General features: G+C 57.2%; 17 protein-coding genes. 6 read left to right on the forward strand and 11 right to left on the reverse strand.

The features are described 5' to 3' along the window. Window positions 1–44: 44 nt before the first annotated feature. Together JXQ78_RS00465 and JXQ78_RS00470 are read right to left on the reverse strand one after the other, a co-directional pair. Window positions 45–2,009 carry a molybdopterin biosynthesis protein gene (locus JXQ78_RS00465; RefSeq protein ID WP_330631508.1) on the reverse strand — a complete coding sequence of 655 codons (1,965 nt, stop codon included), beginning with the start codon at window positions 2,007–2,009 and terminating at the stop codon, window positions 45–47. After that, the gene (locus JXQ78_RS00470) at window positions 2,006–3,214 is read right to left on the reverse strand and encodes a molybdopterin molybdotransferase MoeA (protein ID WP_330631509.1); all 1,209 of its coding nucleotides are present in this window, start codon (window positions 3,212–3,214) and stop codon (window positions 2,006–2,008) included. The genes JXQ78_RS00465 and JXQ78_RS00470 overlap by 4 nt, the downstream gene beginning before the upstream one ends. Before the next feature lie 138 nt (window positions 3,215–3,352). On the opposite strand from JXQ78_RS00470, the gene trxA reads away from it, so the two are divergent. Beyond that, on the forward strand, window positions 3,353–3,772 hold the full coding sequence (gene trxA, locus JXQ78_RS00475) for a thioredoxin (protein ID WP_330631510.1): 420 nt from the start codon (window positions 3,353–3,355) through the stop codon (window positions 3,770–3,772). A 43-nt stretch (window positions 3,773–3,815) separates the two neighbouring features. Here the strand turns inward: trxA and JXQ78_RS00480 are convergent, their stop codons facing one another. Next, a complete protein-coding gene (locus JXQ78_RS00480) occupies window positions 3,816–4,097 on the reverse strand; it encodes a DUF7521 family protein (RefSeq protein ID WP_330631511.1) in 282 nt (93 codons plus the stop codon). Continuing rightward, complete coding sequence (locus JXQ78_RS00485; protein WP_330631512.1) at window positions 4,094–4,468, reverse strand: helix-turn-helix domain-containing protein; 375 nt, start codon at window positions 4,466–4,468, stop codon at window positions 4,094–4,096. The genes JXQ78_RS00480 and JXQ78_RS00485 overlap by 4 nt, the downstream gene beginning before the upstream one ends. Window positions 4,469–4,661: 193 nt before the next feature. Here JXQ78_RS00485 and JXQ78_RS00490 point away from each other — a divergent pair, with 193 nt between their 5' ends. The 3 genes from JXQ78_RS00490 to JXQ78_RS00500 all read left to right on the forward strand — a co-directional run bounded on the left by JXQ78_RS00490 (window position 4,662) and on the right by JXQ78_RS00500 (window position 7,649). Continuing rightward, window positions 4,662–6,077, forward strand: a complete 1,416-nt coding sequence (locus JXQ78_RS00490) for a cytochrome ubiquinol oxidase subunit I (RefSeq protein ID WP_330631513.1) — start codon at window positions 4,662–4,664, stop codon at window positions 6,075–6,077. After that, window positions 6,070–7,050 (forward strand): cytochrome d ubiquinol oxidase subunit II, encoded by a 981-nt coding sequence (locus tag JXQ78_RS00495; protein ID WP_330631514.1) that lies wholly within the window; start codon window positions 6,070–6,072, stop codon window positions 7,048–7,050. The genes JXQ78_RS00490 and JXQ78_RS00495 overlap by 8 nt, the downstream gene beginning before the upstream one ends. Window positions 7,051–7,232: 182 nt before the next feature. Then, window positions 7,233–7,649 (forward strand): VOC family protein, encoded by a 417-nt coding sequence (locus JXQ78_RS00500; RefSeq protein WP_330631515.1) that lies wholly within the window; start codon window positions 7,233–7,235, stop codon window positions 7,647–7,649. A 1,120-nt stretch (window positions 7,650–8,769) separates the two neighbouring features. On the opposite strand, the gene JXQ78_RS00505 is transcribed toward JXQ78_RS00500, so the two are convergent. The 4 genes from JXQ78_RS00505 to JXQ78_RS00520 form a co-directional block, all read right to left on the reverse strand. Beyond that, window positions 8,770–9,489 carry a hypothetical protein gene (locus JXQ78_RS00505; protein ID WP_330631516.1) on the reverse strand — a complete coding sequence of 240 codons (720 nt, stop codon included), beginning with the start codon at window positions 9,487–9,489 and terminating at the stop codon, window positions 8,770–8,772. 681 nt (window positions 9,490–10,170) lie between these two features. Continuing rightward, on the reverse strand, window positions 10,171–10,638 hold the full coding sequence (locus JXQ78_RS00510) for a hypothetical protein (protein ID WP_330631517.1): 468 nt from the start codon (window positions 10,636–10,638) through the stop codon (window positions 10,171–10,173). 14 nt (window positions 10,639–10,652) lie between these two features. Further along, entirely contained in the window at window positions 10,653–10,889 is a 237-nt protein-coding gene (locus JXQ78_RS00515) for a hypothetical protein (RefSeq protein ID WP_330631518.1), read from the reverse strand. Window positions 10,890–10,943: 54 nt separating this feature from the next. After that, window positions 10,944–11,258: a YbjQ family protein gene (locus tag JXQ78_RS00520; protein ID WP_330631519.1), complete on the reverse strand. Its 315-nt coding sequence runs from the start codon at window positions 11,256–11,258 to the stop codon at window positions 10,944–10,946. Between the two features lie 118 nt (window positions 11,259–11,376). Here JXQ78_RS00520 and JXQ78_RS00525 point away from each other — a divergent pair, with 118 nt between their 5' ends. After that, the gene (locus tag JXQ78_RS00525; protein ID WP_330631520.1) at window positions 11,377–11,955 is read left to right on the forward strand and encodes an NADPH-dependent FMN reductase; all 579 of its coding nucleotides are present in this window, start codon (window positions 11,377–11,379) and stop codon (window positions 11,953–11,955) included. A 9-nt stretch (window positions 11,956–11,964) separates the two neighbouring features. Here the strand turns inward: JXQ78_RS00525 and JXQ78_RS00530 are convergent, their stop codons facing one another. Further along, window positions 11,965–12,294, reverse strand: a complete 330-nt coding sequence (locus tag JXQ78_RS00530; RefSeq protein ID WP_330631521.1) for a nuclear transport factor 2 family protein — start codon at window positions 12,292–12,294, stop codon at window positions 11,965–11,967. 76 nt (window positions 12,295–12,370) lie between these two features. On the opposite strand from JXQ78_RS00530, the gene JXQ78_RS00535 reads away from it, so the two are divergent. Then, window positions 12,371–12,862 carry a DUF367 family protein gene (locus JXQ78_RS00535; RefSeq protein ID WP_330631522.1) on the forward strand — a complete coding sequence of 164 codons (492 nt, stop codon included), beginning with the start codon at window positions 12,371–12,373 and terminating at the stop codon, window positions 12,860–12,862. 36 nt (window positions 12,863–12,898) lie between these two features. Here the strand turns inward: JXQ78_RS00535 and JXQ78_RS00540 are convergent, their stop codons facing one another. After that, window positions 12,899–13,048, reverse strand: a complete 150-nt coding sequence (locus JXQ78_RS00540; RefSeq protein WP_330631523.1) for a 50S ribosomal protein L40e — start codon at window positions 13,046–13,048, stop codon at window positions 12,899–12,901. Window positions 13,049–13,162: 114 nt separating this feature from the next. Next, a complete protein-coding gene (locus JXQ78_RS00545) occupies window positions 13,163–15,052 on the reverse strand; it encodes a pre-peptidase C-terminal domain-containing protein (protein ID WP_330631524.1) in 1,890 nt (629 codons plus the stop codon). Window positions 15,053–15,250: the final 198 nt, after the last annotated feature.

A 15,250-nucleotide genomic window follows, 5' to 3' on the forward strand; every position in this document is an offset into this window, starting at 1 on the left:
CAATCGAGCTACGTCTAACAGGCAGTTGAACGCTTTGCCGGCACTCACCACTCAAGGGAGCTGATCCCATCGACGTCGTACTCATCCAGGTCGAATGCGTCGGTGGCTGTCGGATCGGCTGTGAGCCCTGCGTTCGAAAGCAGCGCTTGTGTCGCTTTTACGGCGGGTTTTGAGCGTCGGTCTGCGTTCGCGTACACTTCGACGCGTTCGGTTCCAATCGGTACGAAATCAACGTCGAGCGATTCGGCGGTTGCCGCGAGTCCAACGCCGGCGTCAGCACGACCGGATTGCACCGCTCGTGCGGGGCCAGCAAGCCCACGGGCACCAACGTTGTCAGCACCGATCGTTTCGAGCAGGTCGGTGGGTGATTTCTCACGATCCGTTGCGAGTCGTTCGATCTCCCCAATGAGTGTCGTTCGCAAGCTAGACGCACTCGTTCGGGTGCACAGTTGTAGCTCCCGATCCACGAGCGACGCGAGTGATGAGATGGTTTCTGGATTGTCCGGCGGGACGAACAGTCCCCAGTCGCGCTCCCAGCCGCCAATTCGCTCGACAGCGGGTGCGGACGGTGATTCATCGACCGGATCGGGCTCGCCGGCGAGCACAGCTATGTCAGGCACGCCGTTTCTAAGCCGGCGTCGCCCCTCACCGCTGCCGACAGCAAGATATCGCGGGCGCTCGAGTCGGTCGAGCAGCCGCGACCACAGCGGATCTGCTTCACCGACGCCGAACAATGCGGGAGGCTCGACGGCCGGAGAGAACAGCTCAACCGTGACCTGTTCTCCCTCGTCAATTCGATGCGTGTCTGGTGGCATGCGAACGATGCCGTCTGCCTCGACGAGACTCGTCGTTGCACCGCTCCCTTTATCGACGGGATAGACCAGCCACTGTGGCTCTCCATTGTCCCCGTCGCTCGTGGGTTCTGAGGTGACGAGACCAACTGGCAAAAGCCTGAGACGCCCCTCAGCGTAGCGTTCACGGCTGGCCATCGTTCCCGTAACGGTGACTGTCGGTGGCGCAGGCTGTCGGGCAGCCTCACGTATGGCCGGTGCGACGAACGTCGAGAAGATCGTGAGCGCAGACACCGGATAGCCAGGTAGCCCCACGTACGCGGCGTCGAAGAGGGTCCCGACGAGCATCGGCTTGCCAGGTTTAACGGCAACGCCGTGGAGCAACAGTTCGCCGGTGGATTCGATCACCCGATAGAGCACGTCCAGCGCACCGGCGCTCGTCGATCCAGAAGAAAGCACGAGATCACACTCTTCAGCAGCGCGTTCGAGCACCCGTCTGAGCGCATCCGGGTCGTCACCGGTGTGTGGATACCGTTTGACGATCCCGCCGGCCGCTTCAACACCGGCCCCAATCGAAAAGCTGTTGACATCATAGATCTGCCCTGCCGCGCTGTCAATCGAGCCGCCCGGGCGGATGAGCTCGTCACCCGTGGAAATGATTCCCACGCGTGGCCGGGCCTGGACGGTGAGCTCCTCCAGTCCGAGTGCCGCGAGGAGCCCGATTTCGCGTGCTGTGAGCCGCGTTCCTACTCCGAGTGTCCGAGTGCCTGCGGCCACGTCGGTGCCAGCCGGCATGACATGATCGCCGGGTGCAACTCCGTCGCGGATCGCAATGTGGTCTGCCCGTTCCTCGGTTCGTTCGACGAGTACCACGGCGTCGGCCCCATCGGGCAGTACGGCTCCCGTAGCAATCGCAACACAGCTTCCATCGGTGACTCGACAGTCAGGTTTGGTGCCGGCATGAACTGTACCCACCTGTTCGAGTTCGACCGGATCGGCTTCGCTGGCACCGAACGTGTCCTGGGCAGTTACTGCGTAGCCATCAACTGCAGCCCGATCGAAGCCGGGAACGTCGATTGGCGCATCGAGCCGTTCGGCGAGCACTCGACCACGAGCGCCCTCAAGCGAGACGGTTTCAACGCCGGGAGCAAGTTTCAGCGACGCGATCGTCTCGTGTACCGTTTCGGGATCGGCCAGGGTGCGAAACTCCTTTCTCATCGGTGGGCCTCCCAGTTTTCAACCGTGACCATCGCATCCCGTGGAATCCCTTCAGAAGCGCGATCGATGACGACCCAGCCATCGGCCAGTGCCACGCTAGAGAGCACCCCCGCCCCGCGCGTCCGTGTTGGCGTTGCCGTCGGTGGATCGGTCGTTTGATCGAGCGTTACACGAGCGAACGTCTGTACGCCGGGCTCGCTCGGCAGCTTCCGCGTCAGTCGGGCCTCCGTTGTGGGAAGTGGGGCAACAGGCAGGTGACCGACCTGCTTTAACAACGGTCGGACACACTGGACGGCAGCGATCAAACACGCCACTGGATAGCCTGGCGCGACGACGATTGGCGTCTCCTCAATCATCCCCAGACCGACCGGATGGCCTGGACTGATTGCCACGCCATGGACGTGCAACGTGCCGAGTTCCTCGACGACCGAAGGCAGCAGATCCCTGGCACCAACGGACGAGCCACCGGTCGTGACTATCATGTCGTGGTCGAGTGCGTCCCGGACTGTATTTGTGAGCGCCTCGTGGTCGTCCGGAACGGTTTCGTTGTACGCAGCCACGCCACCCCACTGCTCGACGTACTGTGTGACCATCTGTCCGTTCGTTTCGATCGTCTGGCCGGGGTCGGGCGAGTCCTGCACCAGCTCTTCACCCGTTGGAATGACACTCACCGCTGGTTGCTCGTAGACCGTCACACGGGAAAGCCCCGCGGCCTTACACAACGCAAGATCGGACGGGCGGAGCTGGTGGCCAGGCTCGAACAGTTTCTGGTCGTCGGCAACGTCTTCACCAACTGGTGCGACGTTATCTCTGCCAGCAACCCGCTCGAAGATCTCGACGCGATCGCCGTGGCGCTCGGTCCCCTCGATTTTCACGACGGCTCCCGCTCCATCGGGGAGCTCATCGCCAGTGTTTACGGGGACGGCCGTTCCGTTGCCCACCGAGGACCCGATCGTGAGCACAGCCGGAGAGCGCCCGCTCGCCTCGAAGGTGTCTGCCGGTTCCACCGCATAGCCATCCATTGCGACGCGTTCGTACGCCGGAATGGATCGCTGGGCAACGATCGGCTCGGCAAGCACGCGATCGGCGGCATCCACGAGCGCAAGCTGTTCAGTGCGGTCAATCGGTGTGCACGCACCAGCGAGCGTTTCGAGTGCTCCTGGGAGCGGGGTCACCGAATCGAACCCCGCAGTTGCATCGGTCATACCGCTGGGTGCGATGGACAGGAAGATAACAACTGTGGTGACACACCCACAGGTCCCCGTTCACATCGAATGGTCATGACAGTATTGGGTAAACCATACAAAACTATTATCCGCGGCGAATGCCTACTCACGTTCACGATGACAGAAGGAGACGATTCCGGGCTGGATGAGGTTCGAGAACGACGGCGAGAGGAACGTATAGACGAACTCTCGGGAGAGGGTGCCAGTGCGACACCAGACACCCCCGTACAGATTGACGGCCCTGACGCGTTCGATGAGGCGATCGCAGCAAACGACGTTGTGCTGGTTGATTTCTACGCCGACTGGTGTGGTCCCTGCAAGATGGTCGCTCCGATCGTCGAAGAGCTCGCAGCAGAGACCGATGCCACAGTACTGAAAGTTGATGTAGATGCCAATCAGCAGCTCGCTGGTCAGTACAGCGTTCAGTCGATTCCGACGCTGTTGTTCTTTGCTGATGGCGAGCTCGCCGAGCGCCAGGTTGGAGCGGCGGACAAAGGAACGCTTTCGGGAACGCTCGATCAGTTGCTTGCGGCGTAACTGCCGGACCAACAGGCCGGAAACGAGTGTAATTTCTTGGCTGTCACTCTCGCTCGAGATAGAGCGAGTAGACGATGACGGCAAACCCAGTGGCGACGAGGCCGCTGTTGATGAATACGCCAGCCTCGAGCGAGACAGTAAACAGCTGGTGGGCGATGCCAGCCAGCAGCGCACCCAGTGTGACAACACCGAAGCCAATCGCGAGCAGCCGCATCGCAGCGTCGCCAGTCTGGCGGTATGCCTTGAAGGCAATGTAAGTGATGGCGCTCCCGAGCAGCAAAATCACCGTTTTGAAGGCGACGACGCCCGTGTCGATCCAGCTCACAGCTGGTCACCCATCTTGGACCAGATGTCGGCAAGCCGCTCGTTTGCGGATCTGGCTGGCCGTTCGACCGACACCTCGAACGCATCGTCATCCGTCACCGAGATTTTCAGCTCGGTGAAATCTCGCTCATATCTAGTGACGCGCCCGCCACCGGGATTGATTGCGTCTTGTTCGTGTACCAGTTCGGCAGTACTCAGTCGTTCGAGCTTTCGATACACGGTCGATGCAGGGATATCACAGTCCTCGGAGAGTTCGTTCGCTGTCATGGGTTCGGTCGTCGAACGGAGGATCGCTCGGCAATCGGCGTCGTCCAGCGCCTCGAGGATTGCCTCCAGGTCGGAATCCTCCAATGACGCTGTCTCGCGCACCATATCCGTTCGTTGCCGTGGGACCCCTTAGCCGAACCGATTGCCGTGAGGGTATCCCATTGATCGCGGTTTCTCAGTGGGTGGGAATCCGCCGGTAGTTGATGGCCAGGACGTTCCAACTGCAAACTATGTTTCAGAGCGACGCCGCCAGCCCCGTCTATCGCAACCATGAATTTCTGGGTGTGTGGTGGTTCTCATGATCGATCCGACGATCGCAAGCCGGCTCCAGTTTGCGCTCACCGTGATGGTTCACATCATTTTTCCGGTGATGAGTATGGGGCTTGCGCCGTTTCTCGTCTGGTTTACAGTTCAGGAAGTCCGTACCGGTCGTCCGATCTACGAACAGCTTCGTCGGTTCTGGACGAAAATCTTCGCGGTGAGCTTCGTGATCGGGACGGTAACAGGCCTCGTCCTCGAGTTCGAGTTCGCGACGAATTTTGCAACGTTCGCGACGGTGGCCGGTGAGCTGTTTGGTGGCCCGCTCGCGCTCGAAGGGATGATGGCGTTCATGCTCGAGGCAACGTTTCTTGGCGTCTTCGTCTTCGGTCGCGAACGGGTGTCCGACCGGCTGTACGTCGTCTCGAGTGTCGCCGTCGGACTGGGTACCTGGCTCTCTGCGGTCTGGATTCTGATTGCCAACTCCTGGATGCAGACGCCCCGAGGATTCGAGCTCGTAACCGAAAACGGCCAGCGCGTCGTCACACTCACCGATCCACTCGCCGCCTATCTCACTCCACGATTCGGATACATGTTCGTTCACATGCAGAATGCGGCGATCGAATCGGTTGCGTTGTTCATGGCCGGCGTGGCTGCCTACTACGTCTATCGCCACCACATTCGCGGTCACTCCGTCGAAGCAATTGCGTTCTGGGAGACGACGCTGAAGATAGCGATCGTTGCGCTCGTGATCACAGCGCCGTTGCAGGTGCTTCACGGCGACGCCTACGCTCGTCACGTCGCCCAGAGTCAACCCCAGAAATTCGCCGCGATGGAGGCGATCTGGGAGACTGGTTCGTACGTTCCGGAGTATATCGTTGCATTTCCCACCACGCTGGATGGCGTCTTCGATCCACGTACCCGTGAGCTGTTCGGGATCGCAATCCCTGGATTTGCCTCCTGGCTCGTCAGCGGTGGAAATCCGGAGGCCACAATCAGAGGCCTCGAATCGTTTTCCACACGCGCACCACCGGTCGCGATCGTGTTCTGGTCGTTCCGGATCATGGTGGCGCTTGGCTTCTGGTTCATTGTCCTCGCATTCTGGAGTGCGTTCCGGTGGCGTCGCGGCGAGCTGTTCGAGGATGATCTCCTCCACCGGGCGCTGATGCTCTCGGCTCCGCTGGGAATCGTCGCCGTTGAGGTGGGATGGATCGTCACTGAGGTGGGTCGCCAGCCATGGGTCATCCAGGGAGTGTTGCAGACCGCCGACAGCGTAACGCCCGGGTTGAGTGGCCAGGAGGCCACTCTGACGTTGCTGGGATTCGTCGCCGGCTACACGGGATTACTCGTGTTGTACGCCGTCGTTTGTCGCTGGCTCATTGTCAGCGGACCACCGGCTATCGACGAACTCACAGCAACGGACCACTCGTCCGAAGAGGTGAGCTCCAATGGTTGAGTTTGGTGGGCTCACAACGGAGTGGCTGTTTGGCCTTCCGCTGCCGACGCTCTGGTTCGGACTGGTGCTGTTTGCGCTCGGCGCGTTCTTGTTGCTCGATGGCTTCGATTTCGGCATCGGCGTGCTGTTCGCTACTGGTTCGAAATCGGAGCGCGAGCGGTTGCTCGCCGTTATCGGTCCGTTCTGGGACGGCAACGAGGTGTGGCTCGTCGTCTTCGGTGGGCTGTTGTTCGCCGCGTTTCCATCCGCGTACGCGTCGCTATTCAGCCGGTATTATCTGCTCACGTTCGCGATTCTCGCCGGCCTTGGGCTTCGTGGTCTCGCACCGGAGTTGTACGAACAGCGAGACGATGACCGCTGGCAACGAATATGGGGACTTGCCTTTGTCGTTGGGAGCACGCTCACCCCGTTTTTGTTTGGACTGTTGCTCGTGAACTGGGTCACCGGCGCGACGGCAACGCTCACCCTTCACGGCGTGTTCGGTGGGCTTGCCCTGCTCGCGTTCTGTGTCCTCGACGGCGTCGCGTTTTGTCAGCTAAAAACGCCGGGTGAGCTTGCCGTGCGGATGCGTGTCCATGGGCTTCGTGCTGGGATCGCGTATCTCGCGTTGCTTCTCGTTTCGCTTGCTGTGAGCGGTGTGGATCTCCAGTCGCCAGTGGTACTCGGTTGCGTGTTCGCATCGATACTGCTGATCGGAGCCTACAGCTGGACCCTTCGTCGGGACCGGCCGGTGGGTGCCTTCGTGGCCGTCGGTGGCGTTGTACTCGTTCTTCTCGTCCTGTTCGGTGGGCTCGCGTTCCCGTACATCGATCGTGGCGCGGGACTGACGATCCAGGACGCATTTATCAGTCCGCTGATGGCGAATCTCATGACGATCGCCACCGCGTTGTTGCTACCACTGGTGCTCTCGTACTTTGTCGTGCTCTACAGTGCATTCAGTGGACCAATCGAGAGCGAGGAGTCGTATGGCTGAGCGAAGCGGTGAGTGAGAGATCGGCGGAGTGAAAGTGGGCTCCTGGGGTGGTTGTGGGGGTCGGTCAATCACGCAGTTGCATGAATATTTATTCTGCCGCAGAACGGGAGTAATCAATAGCGATAGTTTTCACTTTCACTCTGCCTGGCGAACGCATTTACCGGTATGGAGTGACGATACAGATGGCGATACTCGTGATCGAACAACTCCGTCTCACCACTCGATTCGTTGAGGACCAGGATGAAGCGCTTCGCTTCTACACCGACAAACTCGGGCTCGAAAAGAAAGCTGATGAGCAGTTCGGCCCCGATAACCGCTGGGTCACTGTTGCTCCCGAACAGGACGAAACCGTAGAGGTCGTCCTCGAATTGCCTGACTGGGCCGAGGACGAAGACGAAATCGACCGTCGAGCAGCACTGGTCGGTGAACAGCCGGCGCTTGCATTCACCGTCGACGATTGTCACGCAACGTACGAAACACTCAGAGAGCGCGGCGTTGAATTCATCAATAAACCAGCGGAACGACCCTATGGGATCGAAGCCGTCGCAGAAGACCTCTATGGCAACGGCGTCGTCCTCGTTGAGCAACCATCGGAGTGAACAGATATCATCCTTGATTGACTGAAATATTTGAGAATTTTCTGCTTGAGCCATCAGCGTTGGATGAGTGTGCTGTTGGTTTTCCAATCACTTTTCCCACAATGTATTTTGTCATCCAATTGGAATGGGAGATATGACAGAATGGGGAAAACAGCCCTCGGAGATGTCTGACAGTCGACTCTTGTATTGGATTGTGATTGGGCTGGTGTCACTGGTAGCTCCTGTAATCCAACTCTGGGAGACTCAGTCGATTTCATGGCTCGGAGTTTTGCTCGGGGCGTTTGTCAGTACTGTTGTGTTCAGCGAAGCCGCCGCTGACACTCAACTGGGACAGTACATTGATGCGGCGTCACACCGAATCGGTGTGTCAGGACGAGCAGTTGCACTGCTCGTTTTTGTCGTGGTTGTATGGTGGAGCATCTGGCACTTTGAGCCACCGCTCGTTCCTTCCTTCAGTTTCGTCCTGGGCGGATTTCTTGGTCCCATTGGCAAGCTAGCATTCGTTTTCGCAAAACGTGTCGTAAATTGAGAAACAGACGAGCAGAATACGATGGTGTCCTCGCCGAAATAGTACACGGCTTGATCCAAAGTTACTCATTGATGCGCTACTCGTCGTGTTCTCCATTTTTGTCATTGGGAAATGAGATAGTTCAGCAGAACAACGCTCTGAGCAGGTGTTTTCGCTAGCGAGCTTTCAACGGCCCCCGCTTTGTATCTCCCATCACTATAGATACTGTAGTTTCCCTGCGGAGTCCTGATAGGAAATAGGCATATGATAGGAAGACGTACGTAGAATCAGCAATGAATTATGATATATGGTCCAATGGAGACGGATTGGGGCCTTCTGTCTCGGAGTCGGGCTGATTTTGTTCGGCTTCTGGGTTGATCCGTACGGCCATCTCCCAAATACGTTCGCCACATTGCTCGTGGGAGTTCCAATGGGGTTTCTCCTCTTTGGTGTGAGTGAACGATCCTTACAGGAGAGTTTCTCTATTAGCATTTGTGGTGCTATCGGTCTGGTGATTGGGAACTACCACTAGACCTATGTGTGACGCTGGCGATACTGATATATAATATATTGATGTATCTTCGATCGAGTCAGCCATACTATCAGCGTTGATTATCTATCCACTGAAACTGTACTCATGAAGTGATTCAATGTCGCTTCGAGTTCGTCACAATCCTCGCTGTCGTGTGGATCAACGTCATTGAGTGTGTGCCAGGTTGATGCTAGTTGGGGACTACTCTGCTTTACGTGTATTAACAGCTCATCATGCCAATTTTTGTAGACCATAACTTGATCGCCGAGCCGGGTCGAACTGACAATCTGCTCCCAGTACCGCATGTCTGGCTCCAGTTTATGGGGTAGCTTGGTCGTCTCGAATTCGTTCACAACGTACGCTTCGGTCGTTGGATCGAATTTCGAACGTATTGGATAGCATGGGATCTGGGAAAATAACTGATGAATCGCTTCTTCATCTGTATATTTGAGATCAAAACCAGCGTCTTTCCACAGCTGAACGGAACCTGGGTAGTACTTTTCCAGGATTTGCACCCACTGCTCGTTGCGACCGTCATTGCTATAGCGGCCAATAAATCCGACCGCTTTCGTTTCGAATATATCGAACGTTTCGCCGTCGTCATTCTCCAGGGAATAGATTCGATTTTCGACCTGATCCCTCTCTTTCGGATCCGTCTCCGCAGAAGAATCTGGGAGTCGCTTATAAGAGTCCGGGAACGTGATATCGTCTCCGTTCTCACTCAAACCAGGGTGTTTGACATCATGCTCTTCCCATTTGTTTACCCTTTCTCCCATCTCTCTATTATTATCGTCTTCCATTTTCTCCTTCTCTCATTACTTAGTACCTATCTATACTACGGTTATTCATATTCCTAGTGTATCTGCGTTTATGTGGAAGTTTTGAGGCTAAAACCGCCTGAAGGGCGATTAATGAGAGCTTTGCTCTTGTGAGCATCACCAGAACTGCTCCGCAGTTCCGGTTAGCAGGCAGGCGCTCTGCGTCTGGCGACACAGCCAGCGGTTCACCGATTCGACCGCAGTGGGGCTGTTTTCGCCTCACGAGAACAGATTGCTAACCACGAACTTAATTTCTCAACTGCGATCGGGAATCCTCGCTTTTCGCCAGAACAAAGTCCTGGCTGATCAGCAAGGACACAAAGCGTTCTTGCCACTTCAGGGCGGGGCGGATGTCAAGGGAATTCTCGCCGGTACAATCGGGATAAGGAAATGACAGCAATACCGAGACACACGACCCCAACGACGAATTTTGCTATCGGTCCAAACGAAATCGCGACTCCAATGATCGAAACCAGAAAAATGAGCATTTCTAATTGTGAACTGGTCTCGTATCCGGACTCAGATGATACTGTTTCAGGGCCTGACGGAGGTATATTTGTCATTATCACATACCACTTTCCTACGAACTATGTTAAATGTTGTCAAGAGAAACAGGTCGACACAGAGCGGACGTATCGAACGCGGCCACCGAGTGCAGTGTCATTACGAGAGACGCACTGGCGTAGCGCGATCATCGCCAGCACCGGGGTCGTACAGCCACTGAAACAGCGGCACGTAACAGAGCCAGGCGAGCAGATAGCCCACCCCAAAGAGAACGTTCCTGGCTTCGAGCCCGGAGTAAACGCCGTCGGCCACTCCGACCACCAGCGCGAGCGCAAGCACCACGAACACCGACTCTCGATCGATCCAGTCGTACACGACACCGATCAGCGATCCGAGCACGTAACTGAGCCCATACCGCGCACCGGCAATGACGAGGGCGTTGCCCCAGAACAGCACCGTCACCGAAAATCCGGGCTCAATGCCAAGCAGCTCGAGAAACACAGAAAACCCCCGGAAATACTCGGCCTGCACGCTGAGCAACCGCGCCACTGCAAGGGCTGCCGTTAGCAATCCCACGATGCGACCGACTTTCACGCCAGTTCGTGCTGGATCGTTGCGTTCAACCATATGACTGAATTGCGTTAGCGCCGGTGCAATCGGAGGCCGTTCAGATGTAATTCACTGAGGAGGACGATCGACCCGATGATCGCGTGGCCGATCGCAGACAGCACCGGCGGAGTGACTGCGTACGGATACACGATGGTGGTGCCGATGAGCACGCAGAGCAATCCAAGGACGCGCTGAACGGGATGCCGTTTGATGAGCACCAGCGGACCATAACTCCCACGCAGAACAGGAGGTGAGCGATCCGCTTTCATCATACCCACCTGTGGGCACAGAAACACCGGCAAAACGGGCCTGTCACGCTCGACCTACTCAAGCGTCACTGCTGTCCCGTATGCGAGCACTTCTGCACCGCCGTTGGCAATTTGCGAGCTCTCCATGCGAACGTTCACGACGGCGTCGGCGTCCATTGACCGCGCATCCTCGGCCATCCGTTCGAGCGCCTCATCGCGCGCATCACTCAACAGCTCGGAGTATGCGCCGAGCTCGCCACCCGTAATGTTCCGAATTGACTGGGTGATGTCACGCCCGACGTTTCTGGCACGAACCGTGTTCCCGCGTGCAATGCCGAGCGAGTCGTCGATCTCCCGACCAGGGACCGTGTCGGTGGTAACGAACTCCATACTGGCCATCATTTCCCCACCAGCAAAACTGTTCCGTTCAATGGCATGATTGATCACTCTGATTACAAAATACGGATTGAGGGAGCCGTTATAGTTCGAGCGTACATATCCTGCCGTAATGAGTCAGAACACGACACCGACTGTGGTTGCGATCTGTGGCAGTCTCCGGCCGGAAAGCAAAACCCGTACCGCACTCGAACAAACGCTTTCGGTTGCATCGGCAAACGGTGGCGAGACTGAGCTGCTCGATCTGCGCGAGTACGACCTGCCAGCGCTCGATACGAGCACCGACATGCCACCGGCTGCGAATCGCATCTCTGCAACGGTCGAACGGGCCGACAGTCTCCTGCTTGGGACGCCAACCTACCACGGTTCGTACTCCGGCGCGTTGAAAAACGCACTCGACTACTGTGGCAGAGACGAGTTTGCCGGAACGACCGTCGGTCTGCTTGAGGTTGCAGGTGGACGATTCCCCGGTGGTGCGTGTGACCATCTCCGGACCGTCAGTCGAACACTGAACGCCTGGACGCTTCCTCTGGAGGTTGCGATTCCACACTCCAGTGACCTTGTCGTCGACGGTGAAATCACGGACGATGCCCTTCGATCCCGGATCGAACAGCTCGGCCGCGAACTGGTGGAATACGCTGGCGTGGACGACTATCCGGAGGCAGCTGCCATCCCGACAGATCCCGTCTGATCGCGGAATTCACTGAGCGTGCTGGGACGTATACGTTCTGAGTCTGCCAATCGTGTTGCCGTTCATCGTGAAGATATCAACGAATCCAAACCAGAGCGTGCCGTCTTCGCGCAACAGCCGACCCTGGACGGCGATATCATCCTCGTGAAACACCGAATCGATCGCGTGACTGGTGGTCGTTTCAGGCCGTTCGTCGCGCATGAAGGCGAGAAACGTTTCTCTGCCCTCGATCGTTCGATCGGGTCGCTGATGCGTGAACGTTGGCTCCAGCAGCGACGCCAGCTCATCGTATGCGCCATCGTCGATGGTGCGATAATACGCGCGGACCACATCCGTCATGCGTACTTACAGGTGAGCCATCGAGAAGAACGCTGGGGGTCGGACAGCTTTTCTCTATGGCCCCCCGAGAGCCATCGTGGAGTGTCACGTTCGCTACGAGGGTGATGATGACCCCGACAAATGCAGTGCTCGCAAACTTGCGCGGTTCGATCTCGCAGAGCTCCATCGCTCTGCGAACGCGACGCCCTCAGGCGTTGTGTTGAATCCGTTCGCGGAACAGGCGCTCTCGCCAGCAGATGATCAGCACTCGAATCTCGTTGCCCTCGATTGTTCCTGGGAGACCGCTCAAGCCGAGGCGTTTGATCTTCGTGGCGACCATCGCGCATTGCCGTTTCTCGTCGCTGCAAACCCCGTGAACTACGGGCAGCCGTTTCAGCTCAACACCGTCGAAGCGTTCGCCGGCGCGCTCTGTATCCTTGGCGACCGTGAGCACGCAGAACAGCTGCTCTCAAAGTTTCGCTGGGGACACACATTCTTGGAGCTGAATGAAGAGCCACTCCGGCGCTATCGAGAGTGTACGGATTCGGCCGACGTGGTGGCCGTCCAATCGGAGTACCTAGAGCAGTAGCTGTGAGAAAAGCGGCTGCAAAATGCGATCGCGTCGTTAGACGGATCGGTTTTCCTTTGCCTTCGGTCGGAGTCTCTTATAGCCACATTTCCGGCAGCTGGTGGCTCGCTGTGCGTTGCGTGCGTTACAGCGCATGCAGATCTGTTTGTTGAGGAGTCGGTCCTCCGCTTCCGGGAAATTAGCCATACTGACTCTGAATCGAGTCGGCTACTTAGGATTTCCGAGAGCGATTGCGTCGCTATCGGTCTCCTACGGTCGTACGCACCAAAAAATGGCGGCCAGTTCCAAGAGCCTACGCCATCAACACGGTTGTTCGGCTGAATCGTCCGTCGAATCGTTCGATTTGCCGTCGTTTTCCTTGGATTCGTCGTCCTCGGACTCGTCGACACCGTCACTCGTTGTGGCAGTATCGTCATCCGATTGCGTCGAATCGTCTGGCGTGTTATCGGCTGTTACCCCTTCGTCGGTTGGCGAGTCCGTTGTCTGCTCGTCAGTCTCTGTTGGCGTTTCGTTTCTCGGCGTATCGGTATCGTCATCCGGCGTTCGGTCGGTGTCCGATGATACGTCCTTACCGTTGACCGATATCGAGAGCGTGTAGTCGACAGTCTCGAAGAACGATCGAATGGTGTTCTCCACCGGATAAACGCGAACGTAGTACGTTCCGCTTTCGTTTATGGTGGCATTGAACCCATCGACCGTCCATTCGGAGGCGTCATACTCCCACTCTGACTCCGAATCCAACGAATCTGGGGTGTCGGGACGGAGCAGTTGCGTGTGAATCTCGAAATCTCCCCGCCGGTCGAGGGTTGCCTCCACACGATCGCCTTCTTCGAGTTCGATCGTGTAGGTGTCAGCATCCGATCCCGTCATGACACCCGACGATCCGTCGTGGATCGAGGTCGCCATCGATGGCTGCTCGTTCGGCTCGTGACCGTCAATGTGACGTGTCTGCACGGATAGATCGTACGCCGTCTGCTCAACCGGACCGGCACCGCTCACCTTCACGTAGTACGTGCCGGATTGGGTGGCGGTGTCTCCACCACCCGTCCACGGACCGGTTGCGAAACGATCGGTGTGATATGCTGGATTCATGGCATCATTCGGATACTCTCCGATTTCGTCGCCGTCCGGATTGTAGATGGAGAATACGAGATCCTCCTCGTTTTCTGACGTTGCTGTCAGTTCGACCCCGATCGACTGGCCGGCAGTCGCATCGAACGCGTACCAGTCGGCATCGGTGCCAAAGATCGTTCCAGTTTCGGTTCCGTTCGCATCCATCGTGGTTGCCTCGCTCAGGCTGTCACCCACGTTGTCGGCTGGAACAGCCGAGTCGTTCGAGCTCGTCGACACCGACAGCTCGTACGACGATGACTGCTGGAACCACGCTTTGCTGTTGTTTCCGGGATACACACGAAGGTAGTACGTTGCCGTCTCCGTTGCCATGTAACTGAACTCGTCGTTCAGTGCTGGCCCACCGGAGAGATCGTACTGCTCATCGTACTCGTTGGGCATATACTCCGAAGCCGATGGCTCAACGAGCTGAATATTGCCCAGCACGTCAGTTTCGGATTCGATCGACGCCTCGATCGACTCACCCTCCGCAAGCTCGATCGCGTACGTATCGACATCTGCACCACTCATCGTTCCCGTAACGGTCGCGTTTCCGTCGATGGGTTCAGCAGTGGTGGGACTGTCGCCCGGCCGGTCAGCGTCCTGCGACGTCGTTTCCACGGTGAGCTCATACTCGGTAAGGGTTGTTCCATCGTTCACCCATGGCTCGATTTTCACGTAGTACGTGCCAGTTTCAGGAGCTACGTCGCCACCCCAGGCTGTGGGGCCACGGTCTACGTCGAGCTTTTGTGGATTGCCAGTCGAGTTGGCTGACTCGCCGAGTTCAGATCCGTCCGGAGCAAAAATCTCCATCCGAAGCTGGTCATACTCCTCGGTCAACGCGGTGAGTTCGACGAACAGTCGATCACCTTTCTCTGCATCGAACGAATACCAATCTTCATCACCCGCAGAAATCGCATCAGTCGCCACACTTCCCGACTCGAGCGTCGTAGCGTCAGCTCTCTCATCACCTGCATCGTCACCATCAGTTGCTGATACCGACGGAGAGACGCCGACAGCCACGGCCGAGACGAGAAGAACGAAAAGAACCGCAACAGTTGGAAGTCGTGTTCGTTTCATGATTCTGGATGTGCCAGAACGCTCGTGAATACCGAATCTCGATGTTCTGTCACACACCAGCTAGGACACGTTTGTTTATCCGAATAAGTTTTCTGGCCGGTACTGCGGGCGATCTGAACAAAAGTACGCGTAGTTTTCACTCATGGACAACAATGCGCACCGAGAACGGAGAGGGTCCGTGACAGCTCTGGATTACAC

It is taken from the genome of Halocatena halophila (genome assembly GCA_027563145.1).
In the GTDB taxonomy this organism is placed as follows: Archaea; Halobacteriota; Halobacteria; order Halobacteriales; family Haloarculaceae; genus Halocatena; species Halocatena halophila.

Bases quoted from the DNA above. Each gene is read 5' to 3' on its own strand.
- JXQ78_RS00465 (WP_330631508.1), bottom strand. From the start codon at position 2,009: ATGAGAAAGGAGTTTCGCACCCTGGCCGATCCCGAAACGGTACACGAG.
- JXQ78_RS00470 (WP_330631509.1), bottom strand. From the start codon at position 3,214: ATGACCGATGCAACTGCGGGGTTCGATTCGGTGACCCCGCTCCCAGGA.
- trxA (WP_330631510.1), top strand. From the start codon at position 3,353: ATGACAGAAGGAGACGATTCCGGGCTGGATGAGGTTCGAGAACGACGG.
- JXQ78_RS00485 (WP_330631512.1), bottom strand. From the start codon at position 4,468: ATGGTGCGCGAGACAGCGTCATTGGAGGATTCCGACCTGGAGGCAATC.
- JXQ78_RS00490 (WP_330631513.1), top strand. From the start codon at position 4,662: ATGATCGATCCGACGATCGCAAGCCGGCTCCAGTTTGCGCTCACCGTG.
- JXQ78_RS00495 (WP_330631514.1), top strand. From the start codon at position 6,070: ATGGTTGAGTTTGGTGGGCTCACAACGGAGTGGCTGTTTGGCCTTCCG.
- JXQ78_RS00500 (WP_330631515.1), top strand. From the start codon at position 7,233: ATGGCGATACTCGTGATCGAACAACTCCGTCTCACCACTCGATTCGTT.
- JXQ78_RS00505 (WP_330631516.1), bottom strand. From the start codon at position 9,489: ATGGAAGACGATAATAATAGAGAGATGGGAGAAAGGGTAAACAAATGG.
- JXQ78_RS00510 (WP_330631517.1), bottom strand. From the start codon at position 10,638: ATGGTTGAACGCAACGATCCAGCACGAACTGGCGTGAAAGTCGGTCGC.
- JXQ78_RS00515 (WP_330631518.1), bottom strand. From the start codon at position 10,889: ATGAAAGCGGATCGCTCACCTCCTGTTCTGCGTGGGAGTTATGGTCCG.
- JXQ78_RS00520 (WP_330631519.1), bottom strand. From the start codon at position 11,258: ATGGAGTTCGTTACCACCGACACGGTCCCTGGTCGGGAGATCGACGAC.
- JXQ78_RS00525 (WP_330631520.1), top strand. From the start codon at position 11,377: ATGAGTCAGAACACGACACCGACTGTGGTTGCGATCTGTGGCAGTCTC.
- JXQ78_RS00530 (WP_330631521.1), bottom strand. From the start codon at position 12,294: ATGACGGATGTGGTCCGCGCGTATTATCGCACCATCGACGATGGCGCA.
- JXQ78_RS00540 (WP_330631523.1), bottom strand. From the start codon at position 13,048: ATGGCTAATTTCCCGGAAGCGGAGGACCGACTCCTCAACAAACAGATC.
- JXQ78_RS00545 (WP_330631524.1), bottom strand. From the start codon at position 15,052: ATGAAACGAACACGACTTCCAACTGTTGCGGTTCTTTTCGTTCTTCTC.